Source organism: Desulfobacterales bacterium, from assembly GCA_029211065.1.
GTDB lineage: Bacteria > Desulfobacterota > Desulfobacteria > Desulfobacterales > JARGFK01 > JARGFK01.
This window is the reverse complement of record JARGFK010000008.1, coordinates 1-18,042: the sequence shown is the minus strand read 5'-3', so window position 1 is coordinate 18,042 and position 18,042 is coordinate 1. Positions and strand designations below refer to the sequence as shown.

Annotated in this window: 21 protein-coding genes and 1 riboswitch; of the genes, 2 read left to right on the top strand and 19 right to left on the bottom strand. The window is 45.5% G+C overall.

Annotated features, from left to right (window positions below):
- Nucleotides 1–6: 6 nt before the first annotated feature.
- The 6 genes from P1P89_03205 to P1P89_03180 all read right to left on the bottom strand — a co-directional run bounded on the left by P1P89_03205 (nt 7) and on the right by P1P89_03180 (nt 3,847).
- Nucleotides 7–327: a hypothetical protein gene (locus P1P89_03205; GenBank protein ID MDF1590500.1), complete on the bottom strand. Its 321-nt coding sequence runs from the start codon at nt 325–327 to the stop codon at nt 7–9.
- A gap of 131 nt (nt 328–458) precedes the next feature.
- Nucleotides 459–728 carry a hypothetical protein gene (locus P1P89_03200; protein MDF1590499.1) on the bottom strand — a complete coding sequence of 90 codons (270 nt, stop codon included), beginning with the start codon at nt 726–728 and terminating at the stop codon, nt 459–461.
- Between the two features lie 87 nt (nt 729–815).
- A complete protein-coding gene (locus P1P89_03195) occupies nt 816–1,112 on the bottom strand; it encodes an isoamylase early set domain-containing protein (protein MDF1590498.1) in 297 nt (98 codons plus the stop codon).
- A 536-nt stretch (nt 1,113–1,648) separates the two neighbouring features.
- Complete coding sequence (locus tag P1P89_03190) at nt 1,649–2,326, bottom strand: response regulator transcription factor (protein ID MDF1590497.1); 678 nt, start codon at nt 2,324–2,326, stop codon at nt 1,649–1,651.
- Nucleotides 2,327–2,330: 4 nt separating this feature from the next.
- On the bottom strand, nt 2,331–3,191 hold the full coding sequence (locus P1P89_03185; protein ID MDF1590496.1) for a sensor histidine kinase: 861 nt from the start codon (nt 3,189–3,191) through the stop codon (nt 2,331–2,333).
- An 11-nt stretch (nt 3,192–3,202) separates the two neighbouring features.
- A complete protein-coding gene (locus P1P89_03180; GenBank protein MDF1590495.1) occupies nt 3,203–3,847 on the bottom strand; it encodes a PAS domain S-box protein in 645 nt (214 codons plus the stop codon).
- 601 nt (nt 3,848–4,448) lie between these two features.
- Here P1P89_03180 and P1P89_03175 point away from each other — a divergent pair.
- Nucleotides 4,449–4,649, top strand: a complete 201-nt coding sequence (locus tag P1P89_03175; protein MDF1590494.1) for a cold-shock protein — start codon at nt 4,449–4,451, stop codon at nt 4,647–4,649.
- A gap of 353 nt (nt 4,650–5,002) precedes the next feature.
- Here P1P89_03175 and P1P89_03170 read toward each other — a convergent pair whose 3' ends face one another.
- From P1P89_03170 to P1P89_03130, 9 genes are all read right to left on the bottom strand, one after another.
- The gene (locus P1P89_03170; GenBank protein ID MDF1590493.1) at nt 5,003–5,476 is read right to left on the bottom strand and encodes an enoyl-CoA hydratase/isomerase family protein; all 474 of its coding nucleotides are present in this window, start codon (nt 5,474–5,476) and stop codon (nt 5,003–5,005) included.
- Nucleotides 5,477–5,481: 5 nt separating this feature from the next.
- Nucleotides 5,482–5,805, bottom strand: a complete 324-nt coding sequence (locus P1P89_03165; GenBank protein ID MDF1590492.1) for a hypothetical protein — start codon at nt 5,803–5,805, stop codon at nt 5,482–5,484.
- Nucleotides 5,806–5,952: 147 nt separating this feature from the next.
- The gene (locus tag P1P89_03160) at nt 5,953–6,441 is read right to left on the bottom strand and encodes a Crp/Fnr family transcriptional regulator (GenBank protein ID MDF1590491.1); all 489 of its coding nucleotides are present in this window, start codon (nt 6,439–6,441) and stop codon (nt 5,953–5,955) included.
- 217 nt (nt 6,442–6,658) lie between these two features.
- The gene (locus P1P89_03155; protein ID MDF1590490.1) at nt 6,659–7,135 is read right to left on the bottom strand and encodes a universal stress protein; all 477 of its coding nucleotides are present in this window, start codon (nt 7,133–7,135) and stop codon (nt 6,659–6,661) included.
- Nucleotides 7,136–8,025: 890 nt separating this feature from the next.
- Nucleotides 8,026–9,303, bottom strand: coding sequence for a phosphomethylpyrimidine synthase ThiC (thiC, locus tag P1P89_03150; GenBank protein ID MDF1590489.1), 1,278 nt, complete (start codon nt 9,301–9,303; stop codon nt 8,026–8,028).
- A gap of 128 nt (nt 9,304–9,431) precedes the next feature.
- Nucleotides 9,432–9,545: riboswitch (TPP riboswitch) on the bottom strand.
- A 427-nt stretch (nt 9,546–9,972) separates the two neighbouring features.
- Entirely contained in the window at nt 9,973–10,443 is a 471-nt protein-coding gene (locus tag P1P89_03145; protein ID MDF1590488.1) for a DUF1285 domain-containing protein, read from the bottom strand.
- Nucleotides 10,444–10,477: 34 nt separating this feature from the next.
- Nucleotides 10,478–12,586: a (Fe-S)-binding protein gene (locus P1P89_03140; GenBank protein MDF1590487.1), complete on the bottom strand. Its 2,109-nt coding sequence runs from the start codon at nt 12,584–12,586 to the stop codon at nt 10,478–10,480.
- A gap of 137 nt (nt 12,587–12,723) precedes the next feature.
- Nucleotides 12,724–13,689, bottom strand: coding sequence for an electron transfer flavoprotein subunit alpha/FixB family protein (locus P1P89_03135; GenBank protein MDF1590486.1), 966 nt, complete (start codon nt 13,687–13,689; stop codon nt 12,724–12,726).
- Nucleotides 13,690–13,756: 67 nt separating this feature from the next.
- A complete protein-coding gene (locus P1P89_03130) occupies nt 13,757–14,539 on the bottom strand; it encodes an electron transfer flavoprotein subunit beta/FixA family protein (protein ID MDF1590485.1) in 783 nt (260 codons plus the stop codon).
- A 660-nt stretch (nt 14,540–15,199) separates the two neighbouring features.
- Here P1P89_03130 and P1P89_03125 point away from each other — a divergent pair.
- The gene (locus P1P89_03125) at nt 15,200–15,592 is read left to right on the top strand and encodes a hypothetical protein (protein MDF1590484.1); all 393 of its coding nucleotides are present in this window, start codon (nt 15,200–15,202) and stop codon (nt 15,590–15,592) included.
- A 170-nt stretch (nt 15,593–15,762) separates the two neighbouring features.
- Here P1P89_03125 and P1P89_03120 read toward each other — a convergent pair whose 3' ends face one another.
- The 4 genes from P1P89_03120 to P1P89_03105 all read right to left on the bottom strand — a co-directional run bounded on the left by P1P89_03120 (nt 15,763) and on the right by P1P89_03105 (nt 17,985).
- On the bottom strand, nt 15,763–16,206 hold the full coding sequence (locus tag P1P89_03120; protein ID MDF1590483.1) for a GNAT family N-acetyltransferase: 444 nt from the start codon (nt 16,204–16,206) through the stop codon (nt 15,763–15,765).
- Between the two features lie 26 nt (nt 16,207–16,232).
- Nucleotides 16,233–16,427, bottom strand: a complete 195-nt coding sequence (locus P1P89_03115) for a DUF2080 family transposase-associated protein (protein ID MDF1590482.1) — start codon at nt 16,425–16,427, stop codon at nt 16,233–16,235.
- Between the two features lie 52 nt (nt 16,428–16,479).
- On the bottom strand, nt 16,480–17,058 hold the full coding sequence (locus P1P89_03110) for a cyclodeaminase/cyclohydrolase family protein (GenBank protein MDF1590481.1): 579 nt from the start codon (nt 17,056–17,058) through the stop codon (nt 16,480–16,482).
- Nucleotides 17,059–17,172: 114 nt separating this feature from the next.
- Nucleotides 17,173–17,985: an FAD-dependent oxidoreductase gene (locus tag P1P89_03105; GenBank protein MDF1590480.1), complete on the bottom strand. Its 813-nt coding sequence runs from the start codon at nt 17,983–17,985 to the stop codon at nt 17,173–17,175.
- Nucleotides 17,986–18,042: the final 57 nt, after the last annotated feature.

Genomic DNA, 18,042 nt, shown 5'->3' with positions numbered 1-18,042 from the left:
TATTATTTATGAAAAATATTTTGCACCGGCGCAGTATGAACCCATCCCTGCGGTTTCGCCTTGCCGACACCATTTGACAGTTGCAAGCGCCACCATTCGGCAGCATTTACATGTTTTTCCGGCCCGACAATTCGGGGGGCAGCTTTCACGCCTGATATAAACGATGGTCCCGGGTCTTAAATCATGGCTGCTCATAAAAGATATGCCGGTCTGGCTGTGATCCAGTTTTTTGGCATGACAATTGACCCCCGACAGATTTGTCTGGCAGACTAATGAAGCGTTCAATCTATGCCGGGATTCTTTTCTTTTTTCATAAATTTGAGCCATACTGGCGCCTTTCGTACGCTTAAAAGGTTACGCTTTGATCCGATCTTAATATGCCCATCATAAATCCTGCCGTAATAGAGAATTTGTCTCAAGTTTCGTAAAATTGTAAGAAATCAAAACACATGGCTCTATTAGAGTGCCATTTGACGGCTGTATTTCCCCGTGAACGTCACTGTATGGGACAGATTATTTATCGCACACTTTTTCTGAAAAACACTCAGGCCGAAGGGGTGGATGGATGATAGCCGGTTGGTGTGAATAACAATTTTTTTAACCTTGTCGCTGTGTTCATTCAGTGTGTTTACCAGTTCAAGAGCAGATGACCCGTCAAAATCACCCACCAGCCTGAGATTAAGGTTGTCACTGTTTCGATGATGAAAGATCCTGAAATTTAATGCCATTGATCGGCTCCCGTTCAATCACCTTTGATACGGTTAAAGACCATCAAGGCGCATAGCCAGTGTGCTGCAATTTTTTCATCCCGCAGTCTATTTTAACCCCAGGTCAATCACACTGTTGTCGCTCCCGAAACAATTCGGGCAACACTGGTCGTTGCAGGGATCCACCAACCATTGCCCATCGGCTAAAAACTTATACTCGTATTTTCCCGAGGGAACCACTACCGTCCGGTTCCATCTGCCGTTTCCATCATTTTTCATGGGATGGGCCTGGGGGTCCCACTTGTTAAAATCTCCCAATAAGAAAACCTCCCTGGCATCGGCTGATTCATACGAAAATTTAACTTTCCGAAGCTTATGTTTAGTTTTTACCTTTGCTTTTGCCATGTTTCACCTCCTTATTTGTCCATGTTAAGGTTATCTGTTTTGTTGAAACCTCGGGGGGTTGCAGGCAGTATGATTTCCAACAGCAGTCTGCCTGATCACAACGCCCATTCGTCTTACCGAAGCAATCCGGGTTTCCCTCAATGCGCTGAACGCTCCGTATAAGGTGCGTTAAATCGAACCGAGTGTCATTTGGAACAGGGTCTTCCATATTCACCATTTCAATCTGTCTCAGTAACGTTTTATGGTGTATTAATATGGACTTTATTGAATTTGTCCATAGGGGGAAGACTTCAATTTTCATAGGGAAATTACCTATGCGGGATTGAAACCTAAACGCCTGTTAAGATTTCCGGTTGTTTTTGTGAATCTATTGCTGGATTATGGCGGGCCTTATAAATATGTTTCGATTGAATCGTACCCATGGGAATTTTTCAGACAGCCACCGGATGATTTCGTTTCAATCGGCAAACTGTCTGAACAAATTAGAGCGCGTTTAATTGACAGGTTTTCTGAAAAAGAGGGTGTTGTTGCGGGAGTTATACTTTCCAGCTATCGATATCGATGATGCCGAGCTTTGCAGCGTAGCGCACCAATTCCAACGTGCTGTGCAATTCGAGCTTGCGCATAATATTGGCACGGTGGTTTTCAGCCGTTTTAGGGCTGATGAACAGTTTGTCCGCCACTTGTTGTGGGGACAGTCCTTCTGCCAACAGGACCATAACCTCCTGCTCGCGGGGGGTCAGGGCGTCATAACCGCTGCCGGTCACGATCTTTTCGGCAGCCTTCAATCCGGCAAGCTTTTTGACAACCTGCTGCGAAACAGCCGTGTCCATATAATAATCGCCTTTTAAGACATGCTCAATTCCTTCCAGAAGTTTATCGGCGGCTGACGCCTTTACGATATAGCCAAAAGCGCCGGATTGAAATGCTTTCACAATATAGTCGATATTTGAATGCACGCTGACTATCAGAATACGGGTGCGGGGGGAGGATTTGAGCATATCACGGATGAGTTCAAGACCGCTCTGGTCCGGCAGGGAAATATCCACCAAAGCGATATCGGGTTTGAGTTTTCCGGCCAGTTGAAGGCCATTGCGCCCGTTGCCCGCCTCTCCCGCCACCTCGTACCGGGTGCTGCGTCCGATGATGGACTTCAGGCCTTCCCTGAAAAGGGGGTGGTCATCAATAATGATAATGCGTTTCTTCTGATTCACCGGTTTACTCCTTAACAGGGATTTTTATAACGACGTGCGTGCCTGCCTTTGGGCGGGAGCGAAGCCTCATTTGACCGTCCAGCAGATGGGTTCTTTCGCGCATGCTTCGAAAGCCCATCCGTTTTTCTCTGGTTAATGCCTTTTCGCGCGCCTCCACATCAAAACCTTTGCCGTCGTCTTCGATGCGAAGGATAATATAAGGGGAGGCGCCGATCACCCTGATGGTCGCAAGACCTGCGTCGGCGTGTTTCTTAATATTATTCAGACCTTCCTGCACCAGACGGTAAATCTGGATGGCGATCTCGGGATCCAGCTTTACCGCCTGCATGCCGGTCGACTGAAAGTCAACCTTTATTCCGTTGTTTTCGGAAAACTCACCGCAATACATTTCAAGCGCTTTGATGATACCCATTTCTTTCAGACCGATAGGTTGCAACTCATGGGCCAGGCCCCTGACCGACGTAATGGTGTCTTCGATAAGACTGGAATACGTTGCCATTTTTTCTCTTAACTTTTCAACAAGGCTGGAATACATTGCCATTTTTTCTCTTAATTCATCTGATTCATGCAATCCGGTCTGGACGTCTTTACAAAACATATCACTACTGATTTTCAGCGCGGATAGATTCTGGGCGATGCGGTCATGCAGTTCATATGAAATCATCTGGCGCTCAATTTCCTGAGCCTGCAAGAGCTGTTGGGAAAGCGTGTGTACCTGTTCTTCGGTCCGCAGGCGTTCGGTGATGTCTTCAACCATCTCTATGACGGCCACTACATTGTCTTTATCATCCTTAATGGGAGAGGAGACAATTCGATAGTTTCTGATTTCACCACCGGCAGGGGTTAAGGTGATCGACTCGTGCACTTCGCCATCATCTAATGTTTTAACCGTCGGGCAGTAAGAACACACGCCTTGCCGGGGGGATCATTAAAAGACCGATAACATAACGGCTGCTCTAAAGGATCTATCTGGGGATACCATTTTTTCATCTGATTATTTAAGGTCAAAATTTCCATGGCCGGGCTGATGAGCGCCACACCGATGGCGATGTGATCCACCAGACTTCTGTATCGTTCTTCAGATTCTCTCAATTTTTTTGACGCCAGTTCGCGTTCGCTGATGTCGCGCACCGCAGCGATGATCTTGTGCTGTCTTCCTGAAATGTACGTTGTCTCAAGTATTTCACCCGGGAAGACAGAACCATCTTTCTTTTTAAAATAGCGTAACGCTGTTTCGTCGTGGGCGTATTCCGCATTCTGAACCTTTGGCATAGAAGCCTCCGAGGCTGGCTCCTTAGCACAGATATTCGCAACCGTTAATGTTAAAAATTCTTTTTTAGAATATCCGTAAAGATCCAGCACCGCCTGATTCGCGTCTTCGAACCGCTGTGTTTCAGCGTCGAAAACCATCACCGCATCGGATCCGTTTTCAAAAAGATGGCGGTATCGTACTTCGCTTTCCCGCAGGGCGTCTTCAGTGATTTTTAGTTTGGATGAGAGCGTTATTTTCTTAGTGGGCATGAGAATCACCATTTATGGTTGTGGCTTTTGTAAGCGTTAATTTGGAGCATTTGGATATGTTCCTAACTTATTTATAATTCGATATCTTTGTGGCTGTTGAAGGTTAAAAACCCATACACCATACCGAAGCAACTGTCGACACGGTATGCAAAATCAGAATATTTTTATAAAATATCACAAACAGAAGCATTTGTGATAAAAATTATCAGTTATTGCAGGATGATTGTCAAATTATTTCAAAATTTATTACAGTCATTCTCAAAATATGTTCCTTTTAATAAGTGGATCTTCCAGCGAGCCCAATAATTTCTTGTACCTACCATATGGGGAGCAATCTATTGGCAAGCTAAAATGAATCAAGGCGATTAAGATACAGTAACTTAGTCTTTTAAAATTTAAGATTATCGGATAAAAGTAAAGTATTCCTATTATTGAAATTTGGCTTGCTTTCAACCAAAATTATGGTTTATCATCTTCCAAATCAATAAAGTCCTGTTTTTTTTAACTGGAGAGACGGTTTTTGTTCTGAAATAACGACCCATTTTTAAATGCGACACCTCCAGTACGCGACTTTAAAACTGTTAAAAAGGAGGGTGTTATCATGGCAAATGGAACTGTTAAGTGGTTTAATGACAAAAAAGGTTTTGGATTTATTGAGCAGGAAGATGGATCGGATGTGTTTGTGCATCATAGCGCAATCAATGCGGCCGGTTTTAAATCCCTAAAAGAAGGTGATAAGGTTACCTTTGACATAGAACAAGGACCAAAAGGCCCTTCTGCTGCAAATGTCACTGTAATTTGACTTCTTATTTCTGATTAAAAAGGGCATCCCTTCGATATGAGATCGGATGTCCCTTTATTTCGTTTGAATTTATACCTGCACGATTGACTACCTGAAGTTCACGGCTATCTGACAGTATTTCAGACACCGATATTTTGAGGATTGTCGGAATCATGCTTGAAATTTTCTGCTTGAATGCACTATTACCGGAACTGGCAAGGCTCCGCGAGCTCACCTAAAAGGCTCGCTCGCCTCCCCAACATCTGTCTCTCGGAAAGGTACCAGATAGTCTCCACTTTTGATACTCTCAATAAATCTGAAATTCCAATTTTTTTGTCTGGAACATGAGGAAAGTCGAACAAAAAGCCTCAGGGCTATATAGGGCTGAATTCCGATATCTTTTTCCAAAAGTCCGATTTTAAATCCGGTGATTGGACGATCCTCAAAAGAACCTGGTTTTCCAGTTCCAAATATTCCCGAATATCTTTATGGGAGTATTTCAGCAGCTGTTTGATTCCGAAAAGAGAACCTGCTGGTTTTTCGGCAAATCGAAGCGCGGTACTTACTGTGGCTTCTTCTATTTTTTCGGGAGGTACAATCTCGTCCACAAGTCCCAGTGACAAGGCTTCAGTTGCATCAATATCCTTTCCGGACAGCAGCAGTTCGAACGCTTTTTTACGACCCAGACGTTTAGGCAGAAAATAACCACCGCCACCCTTGGGAATCAGTTTGAATTCGGGATAGGGGTTTTGAAATACGGTGGTGTTGGACACAATTCTGTAATCGCAGGAGAGACTGATATTTAAAAAAAGGAGGATATTCTCACCCCTGTTGGCATGAACAACGATTTTATTTAATCAACAAGCTTCAAAATGAATTGGTCAACGACGTTAAACATCCGGTGGATCGCATTAATTCCTAATTTTGAAATTAATATCTGCCGATAAAAATCCAACAGTTCCTCATTTCCGGTTTTCTCCGGCGATGAGATGATTACAATGACTTTGATGGTTTCGTTTTTTGAAATACGGTCAAAATAGTCCAGCAATTTGTCTCTCGAAGTTAAATCGGTAGTGCTGTATAGGAAGTGCCCTTTAAACCGTAGGATGGCTATATTTTCAAACTGTTCCGCGGAAAAGAATTCACTGTTTTGATCAGCAGTTGGTTTGATTGTCATGGCAGCACCTCCTTTTAGATTTATTTAAAATCTAATCTTATAGTTGCAGCCTTATCGGCCGCTACCTGCAACGTTAGGGTAAATTCATACCGGCCCTTTCATTTTCAAGTAGAAGGCGATCATCTGGAAATCACTTCGCTGATCTAATCATTCTTCGGCAACGGTCTCCAAAACCTGACCGGTGCCGAAGGAACGCTGAACGCCGGTTTTCATCGATGAGTTCACCATCTCATAACTCCAAAGCAGACGTTGTCCCAGCAAGGCGGCAAGGCGTTTCATGAAAACAAGACCATCGTTAGGGTATTCTGTAAGTATTTCCCAGAAAATCTCTCGGTCGATTTTTATTATCGTAGTCGGTTCCATACATTCGGCTGATGCGGAATATACATCCCGAGCAACTAGGCTTGACCATCCAAATGATTCCCCTGCATGACTGACGGTGAAGACCGATATTCCGGCTTCGCCGAATCTCAGCTTAACACGACCCTTAATCAGCGTATAAAAATAAATCGCAGGTTTGCCCTCGGAAAAAATAAAATGACCTGTATCAAAGGATTCCTTTTCAACCCTGTCCATGACTTTTTTAACAAATTCATGGCTCAGGCTCCAAAAAAGTTCAGATTGTTTGATAAACATGATTTAACCTCCTTTCCCTTACGATAGTGTTCAATTGGCATCCTGAAATAAAGGCCTCAACATGCGGGAGTATACATTCGGCCAGCTCTGAACCATCCAACGGGACCATAATCTTTTGATACATATTCCCTCCTTTTTTTGATCTAATGAAAAATATTATTGAAAAGCTTCACCATTTTTAGCTTGAGATTATTCTATTTCTCTTGCTCCAAAAGCTTCAGTCTTGGCCTTCGCTCATTGTGCCGGGTGCCCGTACCATTAATATTGGAATGTGGGAACCAGAAAGAATTTTGTCGGCGACATTACCTCTTACCCAGCGCCGTAACCCGGAACGACCATGGGTTGCAATTAAAATTAAATCGTAATCATTGGTTTTTATGTAATCGATAAGTCTATCACCTACTCTGCCAACAAGAACTTCTGTTTGAAATTTCACCCCATTCTTTTTAAGTTGACTCACCACCTTTTTAAGATAGTTTTCGGCGGAAGTTTTCTTTTCAGATTCCAATTTGCTCCAATCTTCCGGTATATATGACATGCCCTCATCAAAACTGGCGGGATTGATGACGGGTCTTACGACTCGTACAAATACGATGACCTCAACCTCGCCTTGGTCGATAAGACCTTCTACATAAGGGATGACACACTCAGCCAGCTCAGAACCGTCTAATGGAACCATAATCTTTTTAAACATATTCACCTCCCTTTTTAGACCTATTAACTTCAATATCGCCTTTCTTCACAAGAACCCGTACTTGTACCTTATTGAATCCGGAACTGGTCAAATCCTGCCTGGATAGTTCATAACAATTCCGTGATTCAGTTCACCTTCCGATTACATAACCAGTAGTCTAAAAATATTTTGCACCGACTCAATATGACACCGTGTCTGCATCTTCAATTTGATTGCACCATTTGACGGTAGCAAGGGTTACCATCCGGCAACCCGACGCCGTCATTTATTAATGGATACCAATTGAATTGATGGACAGTTTACTTATTACTGAGAATTTTAATTATGTCTATAGTGGAAGGACTTCATTTTTACTAAGGTGAACTTTAATATGCGGGAATTTTTCCTGATAGGGATGGGAGGATTTCATTGATAGCATAAGGCATTCATGCGTTGTTATCAAAGCCAATTTTTATTACAGAAAGATCTTGGGCGATGCGATCATGAAGCTCATAGGAAATCATTTGGCGCTCACGTTCCTGGACATGCAAAAGTTGTTGGGAAAGATTATGAACAAGATCTTCAGCTTTTTTTTCTTCAGTGATATCTTTAGAATTCTAAATATAGCTATCAACCGCCCCAAATTCATTTTTAAGCGGAACGCAGTATACATCCCAATACCTTTCACCTTTTGATCCCCTTATCTTTGGTTTATACATAACGGCCCTTTCAATTTGGCCGGTTTCCTCTGCTTTAATTGTCGGGCACCCTTCACACGGGGTGTCACTATCGTGAAAAAGTTTATAACATGTTTGGCCGTAAAAACGCTCAGTTGACGCGTTGAACGTGGCATTGGCTGCCTTATTGGCCCGGATGATTCGCATGTTGTTCTGTCTTTTTCTGATCTTTCATTACTCCATCGCTCTTTGAAAAGTTTTCATGGCACATAGATCCCCACACATCGTACAGACCTCCCTGTCACGGTCTTCACTTTGCAGCCGAAAATGCCGGGCCTTAACCGGGTCGATAGCTGTTTCAAACATCGCATTCCAATCAAACCGTTTTCGAGCTTCAGACATTTTTAAATCCTGCTCTATGGCTCCTTTAACCCCTTTTTCGATATCCCCAATGTGTGCGGCAATTTTTGAGGCAATCACCCCCTCTCTTGCATCGGAAATATCTGGAAGCTTCAAATGCTCAGCCGGGGTTACATAGCATAAAAAATCAGCTCCGGATGCGGCTGCGATAGCCCCGCCGATGGCGCCCACAATATGATCATATCCCGGGGCAATATCCGTGGGAAGCGGTCCCAGCACATAGTAAGGTGCTTCTTCGCAGATCTGTTTCTGAAGTCTCATGTCACCGGCGATTCGATTCAGGGGTACATGTCCAGGTCCTTCAATCATAACTTGAACCCCCGCTCTGCGAGCCTTTTGGGCCAATTCGCCCAGTATAATCAGCTCCGAAATCTGAGCCCGATCTTCAGCATCACATATGCTGCCAGGTCGAAGACCATCTCCCAAAGATAAAGTTACATCGTATTCATGGGCAATTTCCAAAAGCCGGTCATAGTATTCATAAAGAGGGTTTTCCTTTTCGTTTTTCTTCATCCATTCAATCATTAAACTGCCCCCACGCGAGACAACTCCCATAATACGTATACAGTTTTCCAAAGCGCTGACCGTATGACGGGTAATCCCACAGTGAACCGTAATAAAATCAACACCGGCTTTGGCTTGATTTTCAATTTCATTAAAAATATCATCGGCACTTAGTTCCGGACCGGATTTTCCTTCAGAGAATAACCTACTCACGGATTTATAGATCGGAACTGTACCAACCATTACCGGAGAATGATTCAAAATTTGGTGTAAAATCAAATCAAGATCGCCGCCGGTTGAAAGGTTCATAATTGCATCGACTCCTGCCTTAACCGCTATGTCAAGTTTTTCCAGTTCCTCATTTAAGTCAAAATGGCTCGGAGAGGTTCCGATATTGGCATTTACCTTGGTTTTCAGGCCCTTTCCAATTCCCCTTGCTATAAAATCATGGTTGATATTTTTCGGAATAATGATCTGTCCGTTTGCAACTTTTTCACGGATATCTTCAATTGGAATCCCTTCATATTCAGAAACTTGAACCATGGCCTCGGTGACTTTTCCAGATTTGGCTTGATCCAACTGAGTCATATGACCTCCTGTTGTTTTAAAGGATAAGCTTCGTGCTGATGATAATGAAAGGAAGGAATCGGCGGATTTAAAAAAACCGTAATCCCTGAAGGGAAAACGGCTTTAAGTATTCGGGTAGAATGAAATGCTCAGGTATCTACTCGTTTCCCTTCGCAGGCATTATCCTGATCAGGTTGTTAAGGGTTCCCGTGAAAATTGCGCTGGATTCTCAGCCGCACGAAGCAGCCCCCCTAACGAGCTTTATTTCAATATAAAGAGTTATCCAAGCAGAGTCAAGTAATTTATGATTTCAAATAGTTGTAAAATCTTATGTGTTGGTTCTTTAAACGCAGTCAGATCCTTTTGTATATAAAGAGACCCTGGTCGAGGTTACAGTAGAATTTTCAACTATTTCATCATTGATATTGTCGCGAAATCGTTGAAGTAGCGCGATTCACGCTTACTGCCTTGACTGTTGAAATCGAGATGCCCTGCCAGTTGTTATGATTGTGGTTCCAAATCGTCAGAATAATTGCTGGGATACTTGCTGTCTATCACTGCAATTTGTAAACATTCGATAAGAGAATATAAGGCGCGAGAGATATCCCCCCAATCGGTTTTAACCCCTGCCCCTGGAAAACTGCTTCGATGAATTTGGGTCAAGAGATTCAGGTACGGTTGTCGCAGGTTTTATTCCGTTTGGGGAATGAGGCGTTTTTTTCCATCTATTTTGATGAAGAATTGGTCGTCCGCCTCTTCCAGGTAAGCGGACAGGGAAAACAGGGCCTTTTCGGTGAACTTGATGCGGTCCTCGCCGCGCTGGAGATACAGATCGTCGTTTTGGATGAATAAGTCCTGCGGGTCAAGGGGGATGTGCTGTCCGGTGTTGGTATCCAGGATCAGCCCGTCTTTTTCGATGATGTGCGTGACAAAAAAAGCGGTATCTTCAACCGGGAAATATACTTTTTCAATATGATGCGAATGTTCCTGTTCTAAATAGAATCCGTCCGGGTCCTTTTTGATGCAGGAGTGAAAATAACGGATGATCCGCTGATTCGTGAATTTTTCATCATCGGACAGCCAGTTGCCGTGCTTATCGAGCCGGAATACGGCTTTTTCTTTGGGAATGATCCGAACCGGTTTGGGGTCAGTTGCCATCATCGCGCTCCGATTTTCTGCAGACGGGCGGCATCTTTTACACCATATTTTTTTCGACTATCTCGGCAAGATCCAGCGTTCGAATCTCTTCTTCCTTGCCCAGATCTTTCATGCCGTCTTCGATCATCGTCAGGCAGAAGGGGCAGCCCACCGCAACGGTTGAGACCCCCTTTCCGACGATTTCTTCGGAACGCTCCCGATTAATCCGTTTGCCGATGGTCTCCTCCATCCACATCCTGCCCCCGCCGGCGCCGCAGCAAAAGCTTTCCCGGCCATGGCGGTCGAGTTCTTTAAGCCCCTCCTTGGAAACGGAGCGCAGGATCGATCTGGGTTGTTCGAAAACGTTATGATATCGCCCCAGGTAACAGGGATCGTGATAGGTCAGGGCGCCTTCCAGCGATTGTTTTAATTTGATTTTTCCCGCTTTAACGAGTCCATGGATGAATTCGGCATGATGGATCACCTCGTAAATTCCCCCCATTTGGGGATAGTCATGCTTCAACGCATTGAGACAATGGGGACACGCCGTGATGATTTTTTTGACGTTATAGTTGTTCAGGGTTTCAATGTTTTCCTGGGCCATCATTTGGAACAACATTTCATTGCCGACACGCCTGGCAAAATCGCCGGTACATTTTTCTTCCACGCCCAGGATCGCGAAGCTGATCCTGGCCTTTTGCAGAATCTTGACCAGGCTCGTCGATACTTTTTTAGATCGATCATCGAACGAACCGGCACATCCGACCCAAAGGAGATAATCGACGTTCGAATCGTCCGCCATTATTTTGACGTCCAATCCTTGGGCCCAATCAGCGCGTTTGTCATACCCGATTCCCCACGGGTTGCCGTTGCGTTCAAGTCCTTTCAGGGCCGTGTTCAGCTCCTTGGGATACGCTTCCGCCATCAAGGTTTGCCCCTGCCGCATGGCGATGATTCTGGGCACATGTTCAATGGTCACCGGGCAAACTTCTTCGCAGGCACGACAGGTCGTGCATGCCCAAAGCGTGTCTTCGGCGATGACCTCGCCGACCAACTGCTTTTTGCTGTTAAGTGCGGTGATCTGCTCCTTAAGGGTTTCAATCTGTGCGGGATCCTGGTTTTGCTTGATGGTGGCGGACAACCGGGCTCTTTTGACGATATTGTCTGCATTCTCTAATAGCTCGCGCTTCAGGTTGTCATTGAATTCATGCAAATTCAGCGGTTTGTCGGTGGTATAGGTCGGGCAGACTTCTTTGCAACGTCCGCATTCGGTGCAGGTGTAAAGGTCCAGGCCCTGTTTCCAGTTAAGTTGATGAATATGGTTGATTCCCAGGGACTCTTCCTCCCAGGCGGCCTCATTTTCCAATTCCAGCAGTCTGGGTTTTTCATGGGGGTAGCCCAGGCTTTTGAGAAATACGTTGGGAAGTGCGGTGATCACATGAAAATGTTTTCCCAAAGGAAGGATATTCAAAAATGTGAGCTGCGTACAGATGTGAAGCCAAAACATGAAGACCATAATATGGGTGTTGGCTTCCGCGCTTAATCCTGATATCAGGGCGGCCGCTCCCGTCGATATGGGCGTCCAAAGAAATTCGGAACCATATTGCGGATTATTAAAATAATGAATGCTGTCCGGGTTATTATATAATTGAATTAGATTGTAGCGCGCGCCGTCGTGCAGCAGATCGGATACCATCAAAATTCCGATCAGACCTAAGACCAGATAGGCCTCGATGGTGTTGTGCATCCGCACTGGTTTTAGAACGGCCCGACGAAAAATCGCCCAGATGATCATCAATAAGACGATCCCTTCCGTGATATCTTTTAAGGCCGCATAGAGATACCCGAGCAGATAGCCGTCGCCTAAAAACGGCAACTGAAATCCTTCGTGATAACCCTGCCCGTATAAATTTATGCTGCGAATCAATAAAACGCAGAATCCCCAGAAAATGAACGCATGCATCAACCCCGAACTTCTTTCTTTTGCCCTTCCGGCCAAGCGTTTTTGACCGATGGCTATAATGACCATGTTTTTCAGTCGGTCCTTCAGATGATTGGCTCTGTCGGCGGGCTCGAGCGCCATCAACAGTTGAATCTTGCGAAGCATCGTACGGCCGAAAACCGTTAGCGCCACAATGAGCAGGAGAGACATCAAGAGAGGATTCATCGTTACCTCATCAACTATAGTTAACCCGTTCAACCCATTGTTCCAACATTCCACTATTCCAACGCCCCATGGCGTTTTTTCCGACACGGGTATTCATTGGGGCCCTGGACCTGAGGGGCATGTTTGCAATATCGAAATTAACCGGTTGTTCTAACCTTTTTAATCTCTTCGCGGAGAATCGGAACCACCTCGAAGAGGTCTCCGACGATACCATAGTCAGCCACATTGAATATGGGAGCTTCTGGGTCTTTATTAACAGCCAGAATCACTTTAGAGCCTTTCATGCCCGCGAGGTGCTGGATGGACCCAGAAATACCGATTGCCATATATAGGGCGGGCGCTACAATTTTACCGGTTTGTCCGACTTGCTTATAATGGGGCATGAACCCCGCATCCACCATCGCACGGGAAGAGCCAAAACCGGCGTTTAAATCGTTGGCCAGATCTTTTACGATATCGACACCGGTTTGGTCCTTTGCGCCTCTGCCCACTGAGATGACGACATTGGCATCCGTAAGATCGATTTCACCGCTTGCTTCCGATACGATTTCCTTGATAACGGCCTTTAGATCAGGCGCCGGGGGGGAGAGCTTGATGACGTTTTCGGTTCCGGTGGTTCCTTCCGTGGCTTCGAATGCGCCCGCTCTGACGACTGCCACCAGTTGCCCGGTATTGACCTTGACGCGTTGAATCACTTTATTTGTGATGGCGGGTCTTTTGACTTCGATTTGATCTCCCTGGAGCGTCACGTCGGTAATATCGGTGGCACAGGCGGCATCCATCTGAGCCGCAACCCTCGGGGCGACGGCTTTGCCGCTTTCGGAAAAACCGAACCAGATCAGATTGGCGTCAAATTGTTTGGCAGCGTCGACTACACAGGATGCGTATGGACCGGCTGAAAACAGCTCCAGTCCGGGGTCATCGGCGACATATTGCGTATCGGAGCCGGCGTTTACCAGGCCGGGAATCAACGATTCGATATTACTGCCAATCGCCACCACTGCCGTTTCCGCCCCCATGGCTTTGGCCTTTGACAAAAGTTCAGCGGTGCTGCCCTTTAGCTCACCTTGTTTGATGTCTGCAATTACGAGTACTTTAGCCATAATATTGTTTTCCTTTTATAGATTCGGTTAGTATCCAAAGATAATCGTAAATGATATTTTGATTTCGTTATATCACCTTTGCTTCATTGGCCAAAAGCGCCACGACCTGGGCGGTAATTTGGGCGGCTTCGCCTTCAAATTTTTGCCCGCCTTTGCGCGATTCCGGTGCGATAAATTCAACAATCTCCGATTTTGGTGCAGCGCCTCCGACTTCATCAGGCGACAGACCGAGAGCCGCCAGGTCCATCACATTGATGGCTTTTTTCTTTGCCATCATGATACCGCGCATTTGGGGCAGTCGCGGTTCATTAATCGTAACATCAACCGTGACGACAGCCGGCAGCGCCAGTTCGACTGTTTCGGTTCCGGTGTCCCCCAACCGGGATACTTTAATGTGCTTATCGTCCATCACTTCGATGGCAATCACATTGCTGACACAAGGCAATCCCAGGTACTCGGCCAAAATAATTCCGGTCTGACCATTATCCGTATCCTGGGCTTGTTTGCCGGCGATAACAAGATCATAATTTCCCTTTTCATACACCTTCTGCAATACCCTGGCATACGCAAAGGAATCTGCTTTGACCAGCGACGGATCATCGATATGAATTCCGTTTTCAATACCCATGGCGTATCCTTTACGGATGATGTCGGTGTTGTCGCCGCCTCCGATGCTCACCAGGGTCGTTTCCGCTCCGTTTTTTTCCTTAAGTTGGACAGAGGATTCCACAGCATTTTCATCCCAGGCATTCATGACATACTGCAGCCCTTTTTCAACTATGGCCCCGTTCTCTACGTGGATGTTCAACTCCACATCAACTACTTTTTTTACTGTTGTGAGAATTTTCAAGTTGCCCTCCTGATCCTTTATTTAGCTTTGGTTCGGTCACATTTAAGCCCCTGAGCGCTATCATCACCCTCTAGCCTAAATGCGACGGATTTTCAAATGTTTTATTCGAGTGTTGATCGATTCGACTGTCTTGGCTTGATGGCCGAATTGACTACATTATAGCTATAAAATAACTAAACCAAAGGCCAAAGAGTGTCAAGGAAAAAACAGTCAGCGGCATTTCAGATAATACCGATCGAAATTTTCTGCTCTTAATCGAGAACGCGATTGCACGGGCGCTCGGCAGCATCTTAAGATAATGTGCGCTGGCCTCTTGAATGCTCTCATTTGCACTTTCCGGACTTTATACCGCTTTCCATAATAAAGTTCCGAAAAAATGAATTGCGGTATAAGCGGTTGTAGAAAAAAACGTTGGAATAACGGAACGTTTTTTTGACAACCGCTATAAAGGTTGCATGATCTCATGGCATGTTGCAATGTCAGATGTGCGTGTGGTATTTAAAAAAAACGGTACCTGACACGGATCTGAAGATTTGATTTCAAACTTGACGCTAGCAAGAAGGCAGAATTCTTCATCGTGTATAATGCAAGGTTTCAGAGAAATAAGGCAACTTGAGAAAAAGAGACATATTTAAACCTGCTGTGACGAAAGGGGTCCTGTTGTTTCTGGCAGGCTTTATCTGGCTCTGTGTCGGCGCAATGCTTTTGGTTTTCGCCTATTCATGGCTGTCGGAATCCCCCGGAACAATCGCTTTTGTGTTTTTCGGTTTCGGAGTCGTGTTGGCGTTGTTGATACATCATCTTGGATTTCTCAAGATTGTCGATAAAAATATCGAGCGCATACTTCCGATGGTTGAGAAGAAATGCCTGTTCTCTTTTATTACCTGGAAAAGTTACCTGGTCATTATGGTGATGGCCACGGCGGGGATATGGCTTCGTCATTCAGCGATTCCAAAGCGCTATCTGGCCATTTTGTACACCGGCATCGGATTGGCGCTGATATTGTCAAGCTTGAGATACATCAGGGTTTTTGTTGACGAAGTAAAAAAATAGAATGAAAAAAATAACGAGGGCGCTGGAAACGGCTTTGCCACCGTCAGTGCCTTAAATTTCCGCCCCGGGTCAAGCCGTGGGATAATGAGGGGAAAGCGTACCATCCGGTCACCCCATTTCAACCTTTTCCCACACGGGTATATGGTAAAATACAATATAATATAAGTAAGTTATTTTATGTTTTTTCGGAGGCGGAGATTGATAAAGTTGCTGCGGTCGAACCCAAGCGTTTTGAAAAATGACAACAGGTCCGCCGAGTCCCACCTTACGGAAGTATAGATATCCTTGATTCCTTTTTTCTTATAGAATTTGATAATTTCCTCGGCCAGGCTCGCGCCGATGCCCTGGCCCATGTATTGGGGGTCTACTCCCAGCATGGCAATCCAGGCGCTTTTACCGATCCCGAATCCGCCGGAAAGGATATAGCTGACCATATAACCCACCACCTTGCCGTTGATTTCGGCGGCAAAACTGGCGCCCTCCTTCTGCATGGCCTGTTCTTTAACGGTTCGCGTAAAATCCGCCTTAACGGAAGTTTTTGTAATAGCAGCATGAATTTTACGAATATCCTGGACATCCTCTTTTTTTAGTCTTCTGATAAGGACTTTTTGCACGGACAGGCTCCTTTGTTAATAAATTATTAATCAATCCGGATTATTTTGACCTGATGCCCGACCCAGTCGGGCGGCAGGTAAACCCTGCCGCTGTTGCCGCTGAGTTTAACCATCTTTTCGATCATTTCTTCGCCGTAAATTTCGAATTTGACTTTGGCATTAATGGAATCAGCAGTGGAATCGGTCCCTTTTTTTTCTTTTTTTTCTTTGGCCACTTTCATCAACCTTTTCTTTTGTTGAAATTATTGATGGACAGACGGATCCGTTCAATTATCAAGACTCTGGCAACAGCTTATCTAAAATATCGCTATACTTTTGTTGATAGTCCGTCTGCAGATTAGCCAGCATTTTCAAATAATTATTTTTCTTTTGTGATGATTTGATCCCTTGAAGATTGGCGCGCACCACATGGGCGCTGCCGTTGATGGAACCCATAATCAATTCAGATGCAACCAGCAGATGGGGGAGCATCCGATTCGGAACGATGGGGTATAACCGCCGGATCCATTCAAAGGCGGCGTCTGAATTTTGCATGACTTTCATGCTCACTTCGATGACACCGTTAAACTCCTGTTCGATTATAACCCGGTCGCCCGTTCGCCGGGAATGGCGGAATCTTTCAAAGGTTTCAGCATCCTGTTTCACCAGCAGTTCGACATCCTTCAATAACTGTTCAAGTTCTTTCTTGGCGGTCATGAGATTTTTTTCAAGTTCCGGCTGATCGGCCTGCCGGTGTATTTCCAGCAGGATAATTTTATTGAGCAGCCCGATGGCCAGTCCCAAGGTATAAGCAACCGCCGCACCTCCGGCCGGAAGCGGGGAAGAATCGGCGATTTTTCTTAAAAAATCCATGGCCAAACCTTTAATTTTTCTCAATAAGAATAGCACGATAGCTACTACAGGTCAAGGCTTTTAAACCTAACCGGCCCCCTATCAGGGGGTTATGGGTGTTGATAGAAGAACCTTTCAGTCTTTTTCAAAACCCCTTTCGGGGTGCCAGTTCTTGATTTTCAGGTATTGTGGAAAGGTGTGGGGCTTGAAAATCGATTCTCCCAAGAGCAATCGGATACACTCCTGTATTCCTTCCGACATGGTGGGGTGGGGATGGAGGGTTTTCAACACATCTTGGATGCCCTGGCCCAGATCCATCAGGAAAGCAATGGACATGATGGTATGGGAAACCTGAGGTCCGGCGGCCCGCATGCCCAGAATCAGTTGGTCGCCATCATTGCTGACGATGATTTTAACAAATCCGTTCAGTGCCCGCATGGCTATGGCTCTAGGCAGCAAGGCATTGGCGTAGTTGGCCACTCGGTAGGGTATTTTCTGCTCCTGGCAGTTTCTTTCGTTCAGACCGACGGCAGCCACGGCCGGGTAAAAAAACATGACGGTAGACATATTGTGGTAGCTCAGCGGACGCTGCTGGATATTGAACATGTGTTTGACCGCATAGCGGCCTTCCATTTCGGCAATGTTTACCAGATCGGGGTGTTGCGTCACGTCGCCGGCAGCATAGATGTTCTGCCGGACACGACAATGATGGTCGGTGGGCAGTTCTCCCTGGCTATCGGGTGAAAGCGACAGATTCTGCAAATTGAGCGGCGCAAGATTGGGCGTGCGGCCGACTGAAACAAGAACTGCATCCACCTGGAGCCTTTTGGTGCGGTTTTCGGCAAATTCCAGTGTGACGGTCAAGGCCTTCGGTCCTTTGGTGATATCTTTTAATTTTGCGGAATGGAAAATCTTAACGCTGTTGTTCACTAGTGTCTCGTCAACCATCAATTGTCGGATAGAGGCGGCGTAGTTTTATCCTGGCATCCTCGGCAGTGAATTGCC